Consider the following 16,347-nt stretch of genomic DNA (forward strand, 5'->3'; position numbering starts at 1 on the left):
TAATCTATCAGCCGCCTGGCGGGGTCAAGCGAATCAGCCTTGGAAATGAAACGGTTTTACCCCCCTATTGCGACAAGTCAATCGGGGGCAGCCGTGCATAGACTTCTCAATCCTTGGAAATCCTCACGGAAAACGTGGGACGGAGCGCCCGGGCAACTGCGCCGGGCCGAGGCTGGCACTGCCACAGCCAAACGCCGCAGGCGCCATCCCGGGAGCCTATACCGGTGCGTGACTGGAACGATAACCCACCCGGAAGCCGCCCCAGTGCTTGCCGTTCACGTAGATCGGCACCGACAGGTCGTGCATGACCTCGCCAGTGTCGCGCTTGTAGGTCTGCAGGAGGAAGGGCCTGGTATTGGATCCACAGCGCTTGCCGGTGCGGTCGCTGAAGATGCGTTTGGTGCGGTTGTTGACCAGATCGGTGTCGTAGTCGCCGGTCAGGGGCTGGGAGAACTTCTTGTTGTGGGTCGGGAAGTAGCCGTTGTTGTCCACTGCACCCGCGTAGGCCAGTTGCGGCATGCTGGCCAGCAGGGCTTCCTGGATCGCTGGCAGCACCCGGTCGGTAAAGCCGTCGAACTGGCTGGAATGCTTCTGCGGCGAGGTGTTGGGGATAGGCTTGTAAGTACGGTCGAACAGGGCCGCCTCACTGATCTGGCCGGAACGGATCGCGGTCTCGAACAGCTTGCCTACGGCCTGCGCCGCACCCGTGGCGGCGACACGGATATCGTCGTGTCCGCTGCGAGCGCCGCCATCGATGATGGCTTCGAACACCGCTTCGGCACGCTCCGACAACACCATGGCGGACGCCGCCACGCGCGGCAGTTCCTGATCGGTGTGCAGCATGCCGTTGCGGATGTCGGTAATGGCCTCGGCAATCTCCTGCGTGGTCTGCACGTGTTCGCGCGAGGCCACCGCGATCTCCTCGATCTGCTCCTGCGACTGGCTGGAAGAGCGTTCGATGCTGTTGAGCAGGCCGTGTACCTTCTCCACATTCTGGGCCGCCTCCAGCACCCGGCTGCTGAGCGAATTCATGCCGGTCGCCGCGCGCTCGGCTTCTTCGGTGATGGCCCGCACCATCACGCCGATATCATCCGTGGCTTCCTTGGTCCGCTGGGCCAGCTGGCGCACTTCGCCCGCCACCACGGCAAACCCGCGCCCCTGCTCGCCGGCGCGCGCCGCCTCGATGGCGGCGTTCAGGGCCAGCAGGTTGGTGCGGGCCGCGATCTCGCTGATGACTTCGGTGATGCCGTGGATGCGGCGCGACTTTTCCTGCAGCTGCGCCATCATCGACGAGGCCGACAAGGCATCCGTGCGGGCCTGCCCGATCTGCTGCAGTCCGCGATCCACTTCCGAGCGGCCGCTGACACTCTCGGTACGCACCTCCGCCGCAATGGCCGAGGCGCGCTCGGCATTGGCGGCAATCTGTTCAGTGGTAGCGGCGTTCTGCTCGGCACTGGCCGCGATGCGGTCGGCGGCGACCACGTCCTTGCTGATCTTGGTCTTGATGGTATCGACAAAGAAGGAGGTCTCCGCCGCCCCGATCATGATGTGATCGATCTCGCCGCTGATCTTGTCGACCAGTTGTCCTTCTCCGGGCTGTGCGCGCCGCTGCGCCAGGGCAAACCCGGCCAGCCCCAGCACCACGGCCACACCGCTGCAACCAGGCGCGCTCAGCCATTGCGCGGCACCGGTCGCCTGCAGGGCCAGGGCCCCTGCCCCACCCAGCACCAGGCCCGCCACCCAGGGCAATCCACCCGTCCATGCCCGGGCGGATGCACCGGCTCCCTTGTTCTTCCCCATCCTTGTCTCCTCGCGGATTTTCCGCTTTTCTTCACCTGATCCACTACAGGTTTGAGTGCGGACGAAACACGCCGCATTGTCCAGAGGCTATAGCGGCCAGCTTACGCGTAACTGAATGAACAACGCTTCATATAGCCATATTGCCACAGCACAAGAGCGCCGGTACCCCTGCCCCAAGGCCAATTGCACTTGTCCAGCGCAATGAAGCTATAATTCCCTCCTTTAATAGGATAGGGGGGTATGGTATATGGCCCATCTCACACAACAGACGGATGCCCTGCTCAAGCGCGTGCGTCGCATCGGCGGCCAGGTGCAGGCACTGGAACGCGCACTGGAAGGCGAAGCAGACTGTGCCAAGACCTTGCATCTGGCGGCAGCCATCCGTGGCGCCGTGCATGGCCTGATGGACGAGCTGATCGAAGCGCATGCGCGGGAACACGTGGCCGCCCCCGGCCTGACCGATGAACAACGCCAACAGGGACTGGAAGAAGTCCTGGAGGCAATTCGGCGCTATGCCAAATGAAGTCCAAGGAGTCGCCATGACCAGTCCCGCCACTTACCGCCACGAACATATGTATCTGGGTTCCAACCATGACCGCAACACCCGCCGCACGCTGTGGGTGGTGGCCTTGACCGCCGTGATGATGGTGGCCGAGATCGCCGCCGGCTACTTCACGGGGTCCATGGCCCTGCTGGCGGACGGTTTCCACATGGCCACCCATACCGGCGCGCTGGCCATTGCTGCCGGCGCTTACGTGTTCGCACGTCGCCACGCGCATGATGGCCGTTTCAGCTTCGGCACCGGCAAGGTCGGCGACCTGGCCGGTTTTGCATCGGCGCTGGTGCTGGCGGTGATCGCCATCGGCATTGGCGGCGAATCAGTGTGGCGGCTGGCCAGTCCGAGCACGGTGGATTTTGGCGAGGCGATCCCGATTGCCATCGTCGGACTGATCGTCAACATCGCCAGTGCCTTGTTGCTCAGTGAGGGACATCATGGACACGACCATGGCCACGGTCATGCACATGCGCACGACGCCGGACATGCGCAGCACGGGCATGAAGCGCACGGGCATGGACACCACAAGCACCATGACCATGACGGCCACGACAACAATCTGCGCTCTGCCTACCTGCACGTGGTGGCCGACGCGCTCACCTCGGTGCTGGCCATTGCCGCCCTGCTGGCCGGCCTCTACCTGGGCTGGACCTGGCTGGATCCGCTGATGGGCGTGGTGGGTGCGGTGGTGATTGCGCGCTGGTCGTGGAGCCTGCTGCAGAGCAGTGCTGCGGTGCTGCTGGATGTGACCGATGCACAGGTCGCGGCACGCATCGAGCAGGCGCTGGCGGACGAAGCGGTGCACATCGAGGACCTGCACGTCTGGCGCATCGGTCCTGCGGCGCGCGCGGCGATCGTCAGCGTGTCCGGCGGTCAGTCCGTCACGGAAGCACGCTTGCGGGTAAAACTGGCGGCGGTGAGCGAGCTGCGCCATCTGACGCTGGAACTGCATCAGGCCGGATGAGTGAGCGGCAGGCTGGCGTGAAACGATGAACAAAAAAGACAGCGGCCGAGGCCGCTGTCTTTACATCTGCCGGGTGCAGCGTGCTGGCTCAACGCCAGCCGCGATGCCAGCCGTAGTGCGGGTGATGCCAGCCCCAGCCATAGTAGGAGTGGTATTCCCAGACCCAGCCCGGACCGGGCGAAGCATAGGTGGGCTGCACGTACACCACCCCCGGCGGCGCAACGTAGGCCGGCTGGGCCACATAGGCCGGGTGTACCGTGGGCGGGGTCACCACGCAGCCGCTCAGGCCGAAGGCCGCGGCCAGTGCCGGGATCAATAGTAGGGATTTCATGGTCTTGCTCCTGAATTTGTTTGGCGGAATGTGACGGCGTGAGCAGACGCCGTTGACCACGATGGTGGTGAACAGATAACGAACACAGACGTGAGGAAGAACACGCCAAATTGTTTGTTTTTGTAACGCAATCATCGACCGCGCAAAAATAAACCCAAGCTCATCAGGGAACTACTTGGTCAGCATCGCTCAAATTGCCAGCAGCTTCGAAGGCGCGTCCGGCACCGCGAAGTGAAGCCAAAAAACTGACCAAGAATCGCGAGCTGAACATGAGCCATAAAGACCACTTTCTTACGTTGGATGGCTTCCGCGGTATTGCCGCCCTCCTAGTTGTGCTGAGGCATAGCACCTGGTATTTCGGCGATAACCCCTTCTTTTCCAGCTATCTGGCCGTGGATTTGTTTTTCTTGCTCAGTGGTGCCGTCGTGGCACGCTCTTACGAGCAGCGACTACTGAATGACATGAGTTTGAGCAGATTCATGTGGATCCGCTTGCTGCGACTGTATCCGCTTTATTTTCTGGGGATTTGCATCGGGATTTTCGCGGTAGTAGCTGGCTTGTCGGCCTTCCAGGGAAAATTGCCGATTGCGGCGCTGACCGGGCTACTGATGCTTCCGGCACTCTACTCGACCGTACTCTTTCCGCTCAATGGTCCAGCATGGTCACTGTCCTCGGAAATGATCGCCAACGTTGTCTATGGCTGGAAAGTCCGCCAGCTGAGCGACCGCGTGCTGACAGCACTGATGCTGGCTTGCCTGGCCGGAATGATTCTTTTTGTGGTCCTGTCTTCCCAGCAAAGCTTGGACGCAGGCTTCCATCGACAGACCTACTATGTCAGCCTGTTGCGCGTGGGATTTTCTTTTGCAGCTGGGGTCTTGCTGTATCGTCGAGTTTTACGCAAAGGTCAACGCACCACGATCAGCAACACCCGGACAGCGCTCATCACCCTCGGCGTAGCGGTAACGTTGATGATGACCCCGCCTGCAAGCCTGGTTCCCCTCTATGACATCCTTGCAGTGTGCATGGCTTTCCCGCTACTAGTGTATGCAGGGATGCGCTTCCAGCCCACGGGCCACCTGGCAAGGATCTGCCAGTTTCTCGGAGTGATCTCGTATCCAATCTACATCGCCCACAGCCCCTTGGCTGAACTGGTCAGGAACGCGTTTCCGGCTTTCACCGGCGGGCGCCAGTTGGCTGAATTCACTCCGTGGGCCGGGATCGTATTTCTTGCCGCCCTGATCACGATTGCCTGGGCCCTTCATCACTGGTATGACGCGCCCTTGCGCAATTACATCAACGCGCGCGCAAAAGCATTTTCGGCATCCAGTGCAGGCGCACAGTTGAAATGAGATTGCTTGCAGAGCTACCGCGACTGGCTTTGCACTCGAAAGGGAGTGGGCTCTGTGAATGATCACTTGCCCCGTTCGGCCATGAAGCCGCAAACATTCTGACTGCGCACATTCTGATCAAGCAGACCGCAAGCGGGGAGATCCATCACCACGAAAAACGAGGACACAAAGCAAAACGGCACTACGAAATTCGTAGTGCCGTTTTATGCCAATCGTTTTTACTATGCTGCTTTGTTTGTTTGGTCGGGACGGTGTGATTCGAACACACGACCCCTTGCACCCCATGCAAGTACGCTACCAGGCTGCGCTACGCCCCGACTGAAGACAAAGATTATAGATTGCCTGTGTTATTAAATCAACTGTTTCTGCAAAACATTTTTAATCATTAGATGCGGAGGAAAGGTCGACGGTTCTGCAAGAGTATTTGGCCACCGCAAAATTCAAGTATTCACCGCCCCCCAAAGAACTCGTTCAGCAAGAAGCTCTGCAACCCCTTGGTGTCCTCCAATCGCGCCGACAAGGTCACCACCCTACCCAGCTTTTGCGAATCAAAATTGAAGTCTCCCTGATAGTAGCGCCGGATCAAGGTAATCATGCTATTGACCACCGCCAACTGTACGTTGCCGCCAAAGCCAGCATCGACCTCAATGACTTGATTCTGGCTGCGCCGCTGGTCGGTAGTCCACCCACGGAAACTGTATTGCGCCACGCGTGGCCCCATGCTCAGGATCTGGAAGACACCATTCGTGCCTCGACCACGTTGCTCCTGAAAGGCGATGTTGGCGCGTGCTATCTCGTTGGCAGAAGGATTTTCCGCAGCGCGCGCTGCGGCATTTTCCTGCGCGGCTGCCTGCTCAGCCTCTTGCCGCTTCTGACGATTGCGATTGATGGCGGTCATGAAGTCTTCAGCGGGCACATCCGCTGCGGCCGCAGGCGCATTGCTGCTTGGGGCCTGCGTCACCGGAAGCGGCGTGCGCTGAGGCACGGACTGCCGCACCGACGGAGTGTTGTGCCGGGGCGTTGGTTTGGCCATCGGCTTCTTCGGAATCCGCTCGGGCTTTTTGGGCTCCAGCACAGGCTTGGGCAGCTCAGGCTGCACCACTGTCGCAGCAGGTCGGACGAAGCTCACCTGCAACGGCGCATCAGGTCGGCCAGGGGCATCAAACTTTGGAGGTGCCTCATTCAGCTTGGCCCGAACAAACATGAACAATACCGCGTGTACCAGCACGGACAAAACAATCCCTAGCGCGGTACGGCACCGGGATCGCAAGATCACATCTGTTCGGGTCGACAAAACGGAAAAACTCATACGGTGTGAAGACAGCGATGGCTGAACAATCTGCGATTAACGCACACTAACGCTGGTCCAGGCACCCCATGCGCCTTGCCCCGCTCCTATCCTTCCATGCATTCCGATCAATAAAGGCGTCATTCTAGCCGGTTTTGACCCGAACACCTGAGCACGATGCGCACAAACGCGACGCATACCCGTCATCGCCAACGGCCGTGCCCGCCCCAACCGCTGCTATAGCCGAAGTAGAAGGAAGAAGAAGGATAACCGTATGCCGGATAGGCAGGGTAAGCATAATAGGGCGAGTAGACCGGCTGCGCCGGATAAACAGCTACTCCGTTATAGGGGCTAGCAGGCACTGCCACGCAACCAGTCAACACCAGCACGGCCAACAGCCCTGACAACATGAGTGCAACACGCACCAGATGCTTCATATCAATGCTCCTCAGGCGTGGCAACGCCAACGTCATACTATCCCTCAGACACGCCGCAATGACCAATCTGCTTACCGTTTGTTACGGGAGCCCACCATCCAGGCGAGCAGCGAATGCCCACCCACCATTTCGACTGTCTATACCAGCGCGAGCATAATACGACCGAGAGCAACTTATATAATTTAGCATTACCAAGCCGGGCCGGACGATCGCCGGTCCATCATAAAACGAGACCACTCGCGCGCTTTGCCCTCGCGGCGCCGGGTTCCAGAACAAGCCGCTCACCATGACCACCCCTACCTCCTCGCGCCGTGCCCCTGTCGTAGTCATCGCCCCCGATTCATTCAAAGGTTCACTTTCCGCTGAGGAAGTTGCGACTGCCATCGGTGCCGGCATTCGGGCCGCAATTCCTGATGCCCAGGTCCGGCTCTGCCCGATTGCCGACGGCGGTGAAGGCACTCTGGACGCGCTCATGCATGCCGGTGGCGAGCACTTGAGCGTCAACTGCCGCAATGCCGCAGGCCAATACTTCAGCGCCCCGGTAGGCATCCTCAAAAACGGCAGCGCCGTGGTGGAATCGGCGGCCATCGTCGGATTGACCGACCTGGCTGGAACTGCCGTCGCCGTCGCAGAGCGCACCACCCTGGGCGTGGGTGATGCCATCCTGGACTTGCTCGATCGCGGTGCCCGCCATTTCTTGGTGGCGTTAGGAGGAAGCAGCACCAACGATGGTGGCGCGGGCCTGCTGGCGGCACTGGGCGTGAAGTTCCTCGATGCCTCGGGCGATTCCGTGCCCCCGATTGCTTCACAGTTGCAGCGCATTGCCAGTGTTGACACCTCTGCGCTTGATCCCCGCGTGAAGGAAGCGCACTTCGTTGCCATGTCGGATGTTGACAACCCACTGTGCGGCGAAGAAGGTGCTACCGCCGTGTTTGGCCCCCAGAAAGGCGTCCAGCCGGAGCAGGTGGCCCCGCTGGATCAGGCCCTCGCCCACTTTGCCAGCCTTCTGGAGGCGGCACTGGGCCGCCAGGCGTCCCGCCTGCCCGGCGCAGGTGCCGCAGGTGGACTTGGCTATGCCCTCTTGATGCTGGGCGCACAGTTCCGCTCTGGCGCAGAAACCGTGGCCGACCATATTGGACTGGATCAGGCCTTGGCAGGGGCAGATTGGCTCATCACCGGGGAAGGCCGCAGCGATGCTCAGACGCTGCACGGCAAGGCGCCCTTCATCGCCAGCCAGCGCGCGCGTCGCGCCGGGGTGCCGACAACCCTGCTCTCCGGCGGTATCGACATGAAGTCACTGGAGAAACTGCAAAGCAGCTTCTCGGGATGCTTTTCGATTGCTTTCGGGCCCATGAGCCTGCCGGACGCGATCGCACAAGCACCTGGACTGCTCAAGGACAGCGGCGAGCAGCTGGCACGCCTGTGGCAGGCTTCTGCAGTCCGACAAGGCTAGGCAGACTGCGTGTGCAAGGGGGCGCCAGTGATCTGCCCCCCCACTCCCCCTCCTCTCGCCCCCCCTCTTTCTCAGCTTTAGACACGGCCTCGCTTGCGCCGGGAATGCATTCGCATGACCAACTAAGCTTTCCGCACCGCCGGGTAGTCAATCGCTCTTTCGCGTCCAACGCTGGACAAGTCCCCAGTCATTTCCAAAAAAACAACCAAACTCCAATTCGAGCGAACTGTACAGCTTTTTTGCACCGCTGCACGCATGTAAAGATGAGCCTCTCGCTATTTCCAATTTGTCATTAATAAAAATATAATTTAAGATATCATTTAGATAATAAATCCCGCACATTTCATTGTTTAAATATCAATAATATTGCCGTGCAGATTTGTTCGTTTCCGCAGCGCACAACTCAGCAATAGTGCCCCGCAGAAACTGTTGAAAGCCTTTACTGGAGCGGGTTTCTGGCTAACGACAAAAAAATAAAAAAGTGAATTTTGAGACCAAAAATCATTGCCCTGCTGAGGTCAGAATGTTATATTTCCGACATCAACACATTTTTTGTAACAACCGTCAGATTTTGTCAGGAATTGTTTGTTTTCGGGCAATAAAAAGATTGACTGCGACGCAAGTGTCTCAGGGCAATCCAGCAGCAAAGTGAGTTGATCTGCTTATGAATGGAGAGCGCCACGCGCAATCCTCTTCACACATAGTTACGAACTTAAGGATTGGTCCCATGAAAAAACTTCTCGCCACTACCACCATTGCACTGGCACTCTCGATGGCCGGCACCGCAGCCTACGCAACTACCTTTGCGCTGGATACCACCGGCGGTACCGCAGCTATCAGCTCGCCCAAGTACCTTGCCACCCAGTCGTTCAACGACAACTACACCTTCACGATCAGCAGCCTGACCGACATTTCGTCGGCAGTGACGGCCACCTTTGTTACCAAGAATGGCGGTGGCCTGACCAGCTATAGCCTGATCAACACCACCACCAACACAACCATTGCTACCGGCACTTCCAGCAGCTCCGCGTCCGGCCAGAACACCATCATCACTTTCAGCGTCGACGCTACTCGCCTGACGGCCGGTGCCTACGCGCTCAACATCACCGGCAAGGGCACCTACGGCGGCAACCTGACGCTGACCTCGTCGGTCCCGGAAGTGTCGACCTCTGCCATGATGCTGGGCGGCTTGGCCTTCGTGGGCATGATGGCATGGCGTCGTCGTCGCGGCGACCAGAAGCTGTCCGTGCCGATGAGCATGACTGCTGCCGCCTGATCCGCACGCTGGTAGATGTGAACGAAAAAGCCCGAGCAATAGCTCGGGCTTTTTTGTGTCCTGGTCCTTGCAGCAGTTTCAGCCTTGGCCTCGTCCACAACGGGCCAGCACACTGCGCAATGCCCCATCTTCGCGGGCATATGAAGTGTTTTTCCAAATCTCTACTATTGCTCAGTGCTGGACATTGTGGCAACGACCTTGGCGGGCGCTCCCACCACGGTTGCTCCAGCCGGAACGTCGTGCAACACCACCGACATCGCTCCAATCTTGCAGCCATCTCCAATATGTATCCCGCCCAACACTTGGGCATAAGCGCCCAATTCGACATCATCACCAATGACTGGCGAAGGACCGTCGGCATGGCGATTGCCTATGGTTACCCCCTGCCGGAGAGTGCAACGCGCACCGATCACTGCATGTTCGTTCACGAAGATATTGCCGAAGTGCCAGATTCGCAAACCAGGGCCAATTCTGGCACCGCGCGGCAGACTGATGCCAAATGCCGTCTCAGTCAAACGAAAAACGGGCCAATAGATCGCACTATGTATCTTTCGCCCCCAACCATCAGGCCGAGCCTCGATACGGCGCCCCCAACGATAGACCCAGATGGCCCAGATCGATTGCTCTTTCAAAAACGGCCGGCGCAAATTGTAGCGCTCCAGATCAGCCATCCAGTCGGGGTCCCTCGCCATCAATGTTCCTTTCAAAATCGGTGATTCATGAACCTTCTATCGGCATCAGCTGCGATCTTGCCGCTTTGTTATCAAATTGACTTAAATATTCATATTCAGACAACAAAAATCTTACGATGCTTCACAGCAGTTTTTTGCTTCAAAAGGCGACTGTGCAGCGCAACAATATGATAAATTTGCCGAACAAGCCAGCAACTGCGATTAATTGCTGCGAAAAATTTCCGGCCAGCAAAACAAGCAGGAACTTTTCTCTCAGCTCTAGATCCGTTCACCTGGCTTCAAGAAGCATCACCATTCCTCACGGCGCACTTGCCCAAGCAGAAACTGCGAGGAGTAGGATCCGGCTTCGATTGATGACAAGAACAAATGCCATCACGCCGAACCACAGGACCGATGCAGTGGGTTTTATCCCATGAATTCCTTCAGTGGTTTCGCGCAGTTGGCTCGGATCTGAACAATCGAATCGAGGCGGCGAAGTTGTTTTCATCAAGGATACATTGATGACAGCGGCAACCGATGTTTCCGTATGGCCCCCTCTCATCTGAAAGCCCTTTCATGACCACGGTATCAAACTGGCCCGAGATATCCCTTTTTCTGCGCACACTGCGGACTCCGCGCGCATCTGGTCTCGCCTTCCATTCAGGTGCTGCCCTGGCGCATCCGGCGCAGGCACCGTCATCGCACGCCACTCCCGCATGAGTTCCGCCATGCGCTGTATCGCCGTTATTCCAGCCCGCTTCGGTTCCAGTCGTCTGCCGGGAAAACCGCTGGCCGACATCCTCGGCAAGCCCATGATCCAGCATGTCTACGAGCGCGTGAAAAGTATCGACGAGCTCAATGACGTAGTGGTCGCTACCGACGATGAACGCATCCTCACTGCCGTTACCGCCTTCGGTGGCAAGGCCTTGCTGACTTCGCCCGACCATCCTTCCGGAACCGACCGTCTGCGTGAAGTGATGCAGCACCATCCGGCCGATCTTTATCTGAATGTGCAGGGCGACGAGCCTCTGGTCAACCCAGTTCACCTGCGCAGGCTGCTGCAAGCGATGCTGGCGGCACCTCAACTGCAGGCCGGCACGCTGTGCCACCCGATCAGCGCAAGCGAAGCGGAGAACCCCAATACCGTCAAGGTAGTGCGCAACCGCGCAGGTGACGCCCTTTATTTCAGCCGCGCGCGCATCCCCTTCGAACGCGAGTCCACGGGCAAGACCCGCTACTTCAAGCATATCGGCGTGTATGCCTATCGTGCCGATTTGCTGGCAGCCTTCCCCGGCTTGCCGCCGAGCGAACTGGAAGGCAGCGAGATGCTGGAGCAACTGCGCATCATGGATGCCGGCTGGCAGATCCGCGTGATTGAAGTCGACCATGCCGCACCCGGCGTCGATACCCCGGCATGCCTGGAACGCGTACGCGCACTGATGTCCGGGCAGCCCGACCCCACCCTCAAGGCGGGCAGCCTGGCCGACATCAGACTGGTCATCACCGACATCGATGGCGTACTGACCGACGGCGGCATCTGGTATGACGATAGCGGCGAGTGCTTGAAGCGTTTCCATGTTCGCGATGGCATGGGCATCAAGATGTTGCAGGAGGCCGGCATCAACGTTGCCGTCATCTCCGGTCGCGACTCGGCCACGCTGCGCCGTCGGCTGGCTGACCTGGGCATCACTGTGTTCCTCCTCGGTGCCAAGGACAAGGCAGCCGCCTGCAAGGCCATCATGGATCACCACCAAGTCGGACCGGATGCCACCGCCATGATTGGCGACGACAGCATTGACCTGCCCGGCTTTGCCGCTTGCGGCTGGCCGGTGGCCGTAGGTGACGCACCAGACTACGTCAAGCGTCATGCGCGCGTAGTGCTGATCAAGGCCGGTGGCCAGGGTGCCTTCCGTGAATTTTCCGACAGCATATTGAACGCGCAGAACCGTTCCGCCATCTATGACAGCGTCGCCGGTTATGCGCAGGCCATGGGCCGCATGACGCAGTGACCTGCCCCTACAACAAAAGTGAGAACAGCATGAGAACAACCGGACTCCGCGTCTTCCAGGAACAGGCGCAAGCCTTGAACATGATCGCCGAGCGTCTGGCCGAGGAATTCGAACAGGCCGTCGAACTGATGTACAACACCCGTGGCCGCGTGATCGTCTCCGGCATGGGCAAGTCCGGCATCATCGGCAGCAAGATCGCCGCTACCCTTGCCTCCACCGGCACCTCTTCCTTCTTCGTGCATCCGGGCGAGGCCTATCACGGCGACCTCGGCATGTTCACCGAAGCCGATACGGCCATCCTCATCTCCTACAGCGGCGAAACCGAAGAGGTGATCCGCCTGATTCCCTCCCTGAAGCATTTCGGACTGCGCATCATTGCAATCGTTGGCAAGCGCAATTCCACCCTGGGAAAAAACGCCGACGTAGTGCTGGATGTGTCGGTGCCGCGCGAAGCCTGTCCGAACAACCTTGCCCCGACCACCTCGACCACCGCCACTCTGGTGATGGGCGATGCACTAGCCGTCGCATTGATCGAAAAGCGCGACTTCAAGCCCAATGACTTTGCCCGTTTCCACCCGGGTGGCAGTCTCGGCAAGCGCCTGCTCACACGCGTCAAAGACGTGATGCACACCGAGCTGCCGTGGGTCATGCGCGATACCGCCATCGTCGACGTAATCAGCCAGATGACCGAGGGCGGCCTGGGCATGGCGCTGGTGAGTACGGACGGCAACCGCCAGGCACTCTGCGGCGTGATCACCGACGGAGACTTGCGCCGTGCCCTGGCTGCGCGCAAGGACATCTACCACATCACCGCTGCCGACCTGATGAACAGCTCGCCCAAGACCGTTTCGGAAAACGAAATGTTTGTCGATGCCGAAGCCAAGATGCTGGAATTGAACATCACCGCGCTGGTGGCGCTCAACGACCTGCAGCATGTGGTTGGCGTGCTCAAGCTGCTGGATGCAAAGCGACTGTAATTGCCGGGCAAAAACACGTATTCTCCCCCCCTTCCAAGCGCCAGCAGACAGGCGCCGGACTTTGAAAATCACCCTCCTGCATGAGGAAACGGAACATGATCAAGATCAATGAGATTCAAGTTGGAAACGAATTGCCATTCGTTCTTTTCGGCGGCATCAACGTCCTCGAATCCGAACAATTCGCTGTCGATGTCTGCGGTGAATATGTGCGCATCACCAAGGAACTGGGCATTCCCTATGTCTTCAAGGCATCGTTCGACAAGGCCAACCGCTCTTCCATCAAGAGCTACCGTGGTCCCGGTCTGGACGCCGGCCTGAAGATCTTCGAAGCCGTCAAGAAGGCACATGGCGTGCCGGTGCTGACCGACGTGCATGAGCCCTACCAAGCGGCAGAAGTCGCCAGCGTCTGCGACGTGCTGCAGCTGCCGGCCTTCCTGGCGCGCCAGACCGATCTGGTCATTGCACTGGCCAAGACCGGCAAGGTCATCAACATCAAGAAGCCGCAATTCGTCAGCCCGCCGCAAATGAAGAACATCGTCGAGAAATTCGAAGAAGGCGGCAACACCAACGTGATGTTGTGTGATCGTGGTGCGCAATTCGGCTACGACAATTTGGTGGTAGACATGCTGGGCTTCGGTGTAATGAAACAGGTCAGCGGCAACAAGCCGGTGATCTTCGATGTGACGCATGCCCTGCAACAGCGTGAATCCGGTGCTGCGGCATCGGGCGGCCGTCGTGGGCAGGTGACCGAGCTGGCCCGAGCTGGTATGGCATTGGGCCTGGCAGGCCTGTTCCTGGAAGCCCACCCGGATCCGTCCAAGGCATTGTGCGATGGTCCGAGCGCCTTGCGTCTGTCGCAGCTCAAGGCTTTCCTGGAGCAGGTCAAGGCGGTGGATGATCTGATCAAGAGCCTTCCTGAGCTGGATACGCATTAAGCATGGCGGCACCCATTGAGGCGCGCCAGCCGGCGCAGCGGGGCCGCGCATGAGCGCCGCAGCCAACGCCCGCTGGATCGCCCTGACACAGGTCGTCAAGATCTTGTCCCAGCTGGTCAACATGTTCGTGTTGACTCGCCTGATCGCCCCTTCGGAATATGGCCTTATGGCCATGGCCGGGGTGGCGACCAATCTGGCATTCGTACTGCGTGACATGGGAACGGCTGCAGCAATCATCCAGAAAGCCGAGATCAGTCAGGCCGATACCTCGTCGGTGTTCTGGCTGAACATGGCGGGCGGGACGCTGCTCATGGTCGCCCTGTTCGCCACTGCCCCGCTTCTCTCGGCGACCTTCAACGAGCCCCGCTTGACGGAAGTACTATGGATTCTCTCGCTCTCCTTCCCGATTGCAGCCAGTTCAACCGTGCATCAAGCTCTGCTGGAACGCGTTTCTCGCTTCCGTATGGTCGCAGGCATTGAATCAGCCTCTTCGCTGCTGTCCCTGCTGATCGCGCTGGTACTGGCCTATCGCGGCCTCGGCGTCTGGAGCCTGATTGCACAGGCACTATTGATGGCAGCTTGTACTACCGTGCTGATGTGGTGGTTTTCTCCTTTCCGTCCCAAGGCGCTGTTTGATCGTGAAGCACTGCGAGGCGTCTTCAAGTTCAGCGGCTCCATGGCTGGACATCAGTTGGCCAGTTACCTGTTCCGCAATGCCGACAGCTTCATCGTCGGCAAGATGCTCGGCATCACCGTACTAGGTAATTATTCCCTGGCATACAAGCTGATGCTGTTCCCGGTACAGAACATTTCATGGGTCGCTGTACGCTCGCTGTTCCCCGTGATGAGTCGACGACAGGATGATAGAGCCTACATGGCAGCGCTGACACTGCGCTCCCTGAAACTGGTCTCTTTCATTTCGGCGCCAATCATGTTTGGCGTGGCCGGAGTTTCCGATCTGTTCGTCGACAGCTTCCTCGGCCCCAAATGGGCTCTGGTCGGCGGCATTCTCACCTTCCTGGCAATGGTCGGCTATGTGCAGGTCATTTCCAGCATTGCCAGTCCGGTACTGATGGCGCTAGGCAAGTCCGACTGGCTCTTCCGCATGTCCATGGTCGGCACGCCCCTGCACATCATCGCTTACGTTGCCGGTGCTTGGATCGATGGCGCACGGGGCCTGGCCATCGCCTATCTGGTAGCGGCCATCATGATGGCCTTGCCCGGCTTCTATCTGGCGGGCAAGCTCTTGTCGATCCGCCTTGCAGATTTTCTGTTGAGCCTACTGCCATCCGCGCTAAGTGGACTGGCTATGGCTGTCTTGCTGCAGCTTGCGCGCAAGCAGTTGCCGCAGTATTCGGGTCATCTGCTGTTCGCCATCCTGGTTGGCGCAGGCATTTTGTTCTGGGCTCTCATGGTGGCGCTGTTTCAACGGCGCGAAGCAAGCGAGTTCATCCAGCTGGCCTTCCGTCGACTCAAAAAATGAATCCCTCCGGCGACCCAATCAATATGGAATATCTTGCGTTGATCCGCACCTTCAACAGCCTGCCGTTAGTAGAAGAGGTCATCCGTTCGCTGCGCATGCAGAGCAGCCCTCCCACGGCCATCATGGCCGTCGATAGCGGCTCTGATCCTGCTCAGGCGGAGGCTCTGCGTGCCCTTGTAGATATATGGCTTGATGTGTCGGGCCAACCATTCAACTACGCGCGCTCGATCAACCTGGGTGTCCAGGCGGCCGAACTGGAGAACGTGCTGATCATTTCCTCTCACGTGATATTGCGTGAGCAGGATGTGATGCAACGCTTTTTCAGTGAGTTGACCAGCAAGGGGGACCGTGTAGGATCGATCATTTCCAACAAGTCCCACCCCTGGCTGGTACGACAGGTGAATAACGTCAACTTCACCGGGGTCAATGGCTTGACCAATTCATGCAGCTTCGCGCCGACGGCCTTGCTGCGTGAATTGCCTTTCCGCGAAGAGGTCTTCGCCTCCGAAGATCAGGAATGGACCAAACGATTCCTGGCCGTCAAAGCAGACAATCTGACCATCGTCGAAACCGGCCAGATCGACTATCTGAACAAGCATTTCAGTTACAAGAAAAAATACAATGAAGAAATGGCACTGGCCACCTTCGTTGATACACGCCGTAAGGGGCTTCCTGCGATTTTGACATGGCTACTGAAATCGGCCTGGTCAATTTGCGTCAAAGGCGACATCGCCAAGGCGAATCATCGCTTCAAGGTCGCGATGGGACTGTGCAAGGCTCGACTCAGGAAACCTGACATCAACTCCAAGTATTACTAA

Annotated in this window: 15 protein-coding genes and 1 tRNA gene; 10 read left to right on the plus strand and 6 right to left on the minus strand. The window is 58.7% G+C overall.

Going from position 1 to position 16,347, the window contains the following annotated elements:
• Positions 1-216: 216 nt before the first annotated feature.
• A complete protein-coding gene (locus ACWHXP_RS09800; protein WP_489633937.1) occupies positions 217-1,800 on the minus strand; it encodes a methyl-accepting chemotaxis protein in 1,584 nt (527 codons plus the stop codon).
• A 247-nt stretch (positions 1,801-2,047) separates the two neighbouring features.
• Between ACWHXP_RS09800 and ACWHXP_RS09805 the strand changes: the two genes are divergently transcribed.
• Both ACWHXP_RS09805 and dmeF read left to right on the plus strand, forming a co-directional pair.
• Positions 2,048-2,323, plus strand: a complete 276-nt coding sequence (locus tag ACWHXP_RS09805; RefSeq protein WP_034330055.1) for a metal/formaldehyde-sensitive transcriptional repressor — start codon at positions 2,048-2,050, stop codon at positions 2,321-2,323.
• 16 nt (positions 2,324-2,339) lie between these two features.
• The gene (gene dmeF, locus ACWHXP_RS09810; RefSeq protein WP_489633936.1) at positions 2,340-3,320 is read left to right on the plus strand and encodes a CDF family Co(II)/Ni(II) efflux transporter DmeF; all 981 of its coding nucleotides are present in this window, start codon (positions 2,340-2,342) and stop codon (positions 3,318-3,320) included.
• An 88-nt stretch (positions 3,321-3,408) separates the two neighbouring features.
• On the opposite strand, the gene ACWHXP_RS09815 is transcribed toward dmeF, so the two are convergent.
• Positions 3,409-3,651, minus strand: coding sequence for a hypothetical protein (locus tag ACWHXP_RS09815; RefSeq protein WP_489633935.1), 243 nt, complete (start codon positions 3,649-3,651; stop codon positions 3,409-3,411).
• Positions 3,652-3,920: 269 nt separating this feature from the next.
• Here ACWHXP_RS09815 and ACWHXP_RS09820 point away from each other — a divergent pair, with 269 nt between their 5' ends.
• Positions 3,921-5,000: an acyltransferase family protein gene (locus tag ACWHXP_RS09820; RefSeq protein ID WP_489633934.1), complete on the plus strand. Its 1,080-nt coding sequence runs from the start codon at positions 3,921-3,923 to the stop codon at positions 4,998-5,000.
• 240 nt (positions 5,001-5,240) lie between these two features.
• Here ACWHXP_RS09820 and ACWHXP_RS09825 read toward each other — a convergent pair.
• The 3 genes from ACWHXP_RS09825 to ACWHXP_RS09835 form a co-directional block, all read right to left on the minus strand.
• Positions 5,241-5,317, minus strand: a tRNA-Pro gene (locus ACWHXP_RS09825).
• Positions 5,318-5,448: 131 nt separating this feature from the next.
• On the minus strand, positions 5,449-6,309 hold the full coding sequence (locus ACWHXP_RS09830; protein WP_489625346.1) for a hypothetical protein: 861 nt from the start codon (positions 6,307-6,309) through the stop codon (positions 5,449-5,451).
• Positions 6,310-6,491: 182 nt separating this feature from the next.
• Complete coding sequence (locus ACWHXP_RS09835; RefSeq protein ID WP_489625345.1) at positions 6,492-6,725, minus strand: hypothetical protein; 234 nt, start codon at positions 6,723-6,725, stop codon at positions 6,492-6,494.
• Positions 6,726-7,011: 286 nt separating this feature from the next.
• Between ACWHXP_RS09835 and ACWHXP_RS09840 the strand changes: the two genes are divergently transcribed.
• Positions 7,012-8,178: a glycerate kinase gene (locus ACWHXP_RS09840; RefSeq protein WP_489633933.1), complete on the plus strand. Its 1,167-nt coding sequence runs from the start codon at positions 7,012-7,014 to the stop codon at positions 8,176-8,178.
• Positions 8,179-8,905: 727 nt separating this feature from the next.
• Positions 8,906-9,454, plus strand: coding sequence for an FxDxF family PEP-CTERM protein (locus ACWHXP_RS09845; RefSeq protein ID WP_489633932.1), 549 nt, complete (start codon positions 8,906-8,908; stop codon positions 9,452-9,454).
• 164 nt (positions 9,455-9,618) lie between these two features.
• On the opposite strand, the gene ACWHXP_RS09850 is transcribed toward ACWHXP_RS09845, so the two are convergent.
• On the minus strand, positions 9,619-10,146 hold the full coding sequence (locus ACWHXP_RS09850) for a serine O-acetyltransferase (protein WP_489625343.1): 528 nt from the start codon (positions 10,144-10,146) through the stop codon (positions 9,619-9,621).
• A 707-nt stretch (positions 10,147-10,853) separates the two neighbouring features.
• On the opposite strand from ACWHXP_RS09850, the gene kdsB reads away from it, so the two are divergent.
• From kdsB to ACWHXP_RS09875, 5 genes are all read left to right on the plus strand, one after another.
• Entirely contained in the window at positions 10,854-12,134 is a 1,281-nt protein-coding gene (kdsB, locus tag ACWHXP_RS09855) for a 3-deoxy-manno-octulosonate cytidylyltransferase (RefSeq protein WP_489625342.1), read from the plus strand.
• Positions 12,135-12,163: 29 nt separating this feature from the next.
• Entirely contained in the window at positions 12,164-13,111 is a 948-nt protein-coding gene (locus ACWHXP_RS09860; protein WP_489625341.1) for a KpsF/GutQ family sugar-phosphate isomerase, read from the plus strand.
• Between the two features lie 95 nt (positions 13,112-13,206).
• Positions 13,207-14,046 (plus strand): 3-deoxy-8-phosphooctulonate synthase, encoded by an 840-nt coding sequence (gene kdsA / locus ACWHXP_RS09865; protein ID WP_259434902.1) that lies wholly within the window; start codon positions 13,207-13,209, stop codon positions 14,044-14,046.
• A 49-nt stretch (positions 14,047-14,095) separates the two neighbouring features.
• Positions 14,096-15,529 carry an MOP flippase family protein gene (locus ACWHXP_RS09870; protein ID WP_310835474.1) on the plus strand — a complete coding sequence of 478 codons (1,434 nt, stop codon included), beginning with the start codon at positions 14,096-14,098 and terminating at the stop codon, positions 15,527-15,529.
• Positions 15,526-16,347, plus strand: a complete 822-nt coding sequence (locus ACWHXP_RS09875; protein WP_489625340.1) for a glycosyltransferase family 2 protein — start codon at positions 15,526-15,528, stop codon at positions 16,345-16,347. Before ACWHXP_RS09870 ends, ACWHXP_RS09875 begins: the two co-directional genes overlap by 4 nt.

The sequence above is a fragment of the Herbaspirillum sp. Her2 genome (genome assembly GCF_057961375.1).

Coding starts and splice junctions, on each gene's coding strand:
- ACWHXP_RS09800 (WP_489633937.1), bottom strand. CDS start 1,800: ATGGGGAAGAACAAGGGAGCCGGTGCATCCGCCCGGGCATGGACGGGT.
- ACWHXP_RS09805 (WP_034330055.1), top strand. CDS start 2,048: ATGGCCCATCTCACACAACAGACGGATGCCCTGCTCAAGCGCGTGCGT.
- dmeF (WP_489633936.1), top strand. CDS start 2,340: ATGACCAGTCCCGCCACTTACCGCCACGAACATATGTATCTGGGTTCC.
- ACWHXP_RS09815 (WP_489633935.1), bottom strand. CDS start 3,651: ATGAAATCCCTACTATTGATCCCGGCACTGGCCGCGGCCTTCGGCCTG.
- ACWHXP_RS09820 (WP_489633934.1), top strand. CDS start 3,921: ATGAGCCATAAAGACCACTTTCTTACGTTGGATGGCTTCCGCGGTATT.
- ACWHXP_RS09830 (WP_489625346.1), bottom strand. CDS start 6,309: ATGAGTTTTTCCGTTTTGTCGACCCGAACAGATGTGATCTTGCGATCC.
- ACWHXP_RS09835 (WP_489625345.1), bottom strand. CDS start 6,725: ATGAAGCATCTGGTGCGTGTTGCACTCATGTTGTCAGGGCTGTTGGCC.
- ACWHXP_RS09840 (WP_489633933.1), top strand. CDS start 7,012: ATGACCACCCCTACCTCCTCGCGCCGTGCCCCTGTCGTAGTCATCGCC.
- ACWHXP_RS09845 (WP_489633932.1), top strand. CDS start 8,906: ATGAAAAAACTTCTCGCCACTACCACCATTGCACTGGCACTCTCGATG.
- ACWHXP_RS09850 (WP_489625343.1), bottom strand. CDS start 10,146: ATGGCGAGGGACCCCGACTGGATGGCTGATCTGGAGCGCTACAATTTG.
- kdsB (WP_489625342.1), top strand. CDS start 10,854: ATGCGCTGTATCGCCGTTATTCCAGCCCGCTTCGGTTCCAGTCGTCTG.
- ACWHXP_RS09860 (WP_489625341.1), top strand. CDS start 12,164: ATGAGAACAACCGGACTCCGCGTCTTCCAGGAACAGGCGCAAGCCTTG.
- kdsA (WP_259434902.1), top strand. CDS start 13,207: ATGATCAAGATCAATGAGATTCAAGTTGGAAACGAATTGCCATTCGTT.
- ACWHXP_RS09870 (WP_310835474.1), top strand. CDS start 14,096: ATGAGCGCCGCAGCCAACGCCCGCTGGATCGCCCTGACACAGGTCGTC.
- ACWHXP_RS09875 (WP_489625340.1), top strand. CDS start 15,526: ATGAATCCCTCCGGCGACCCAATCAATATGGAATATCTTGCGTTGATC.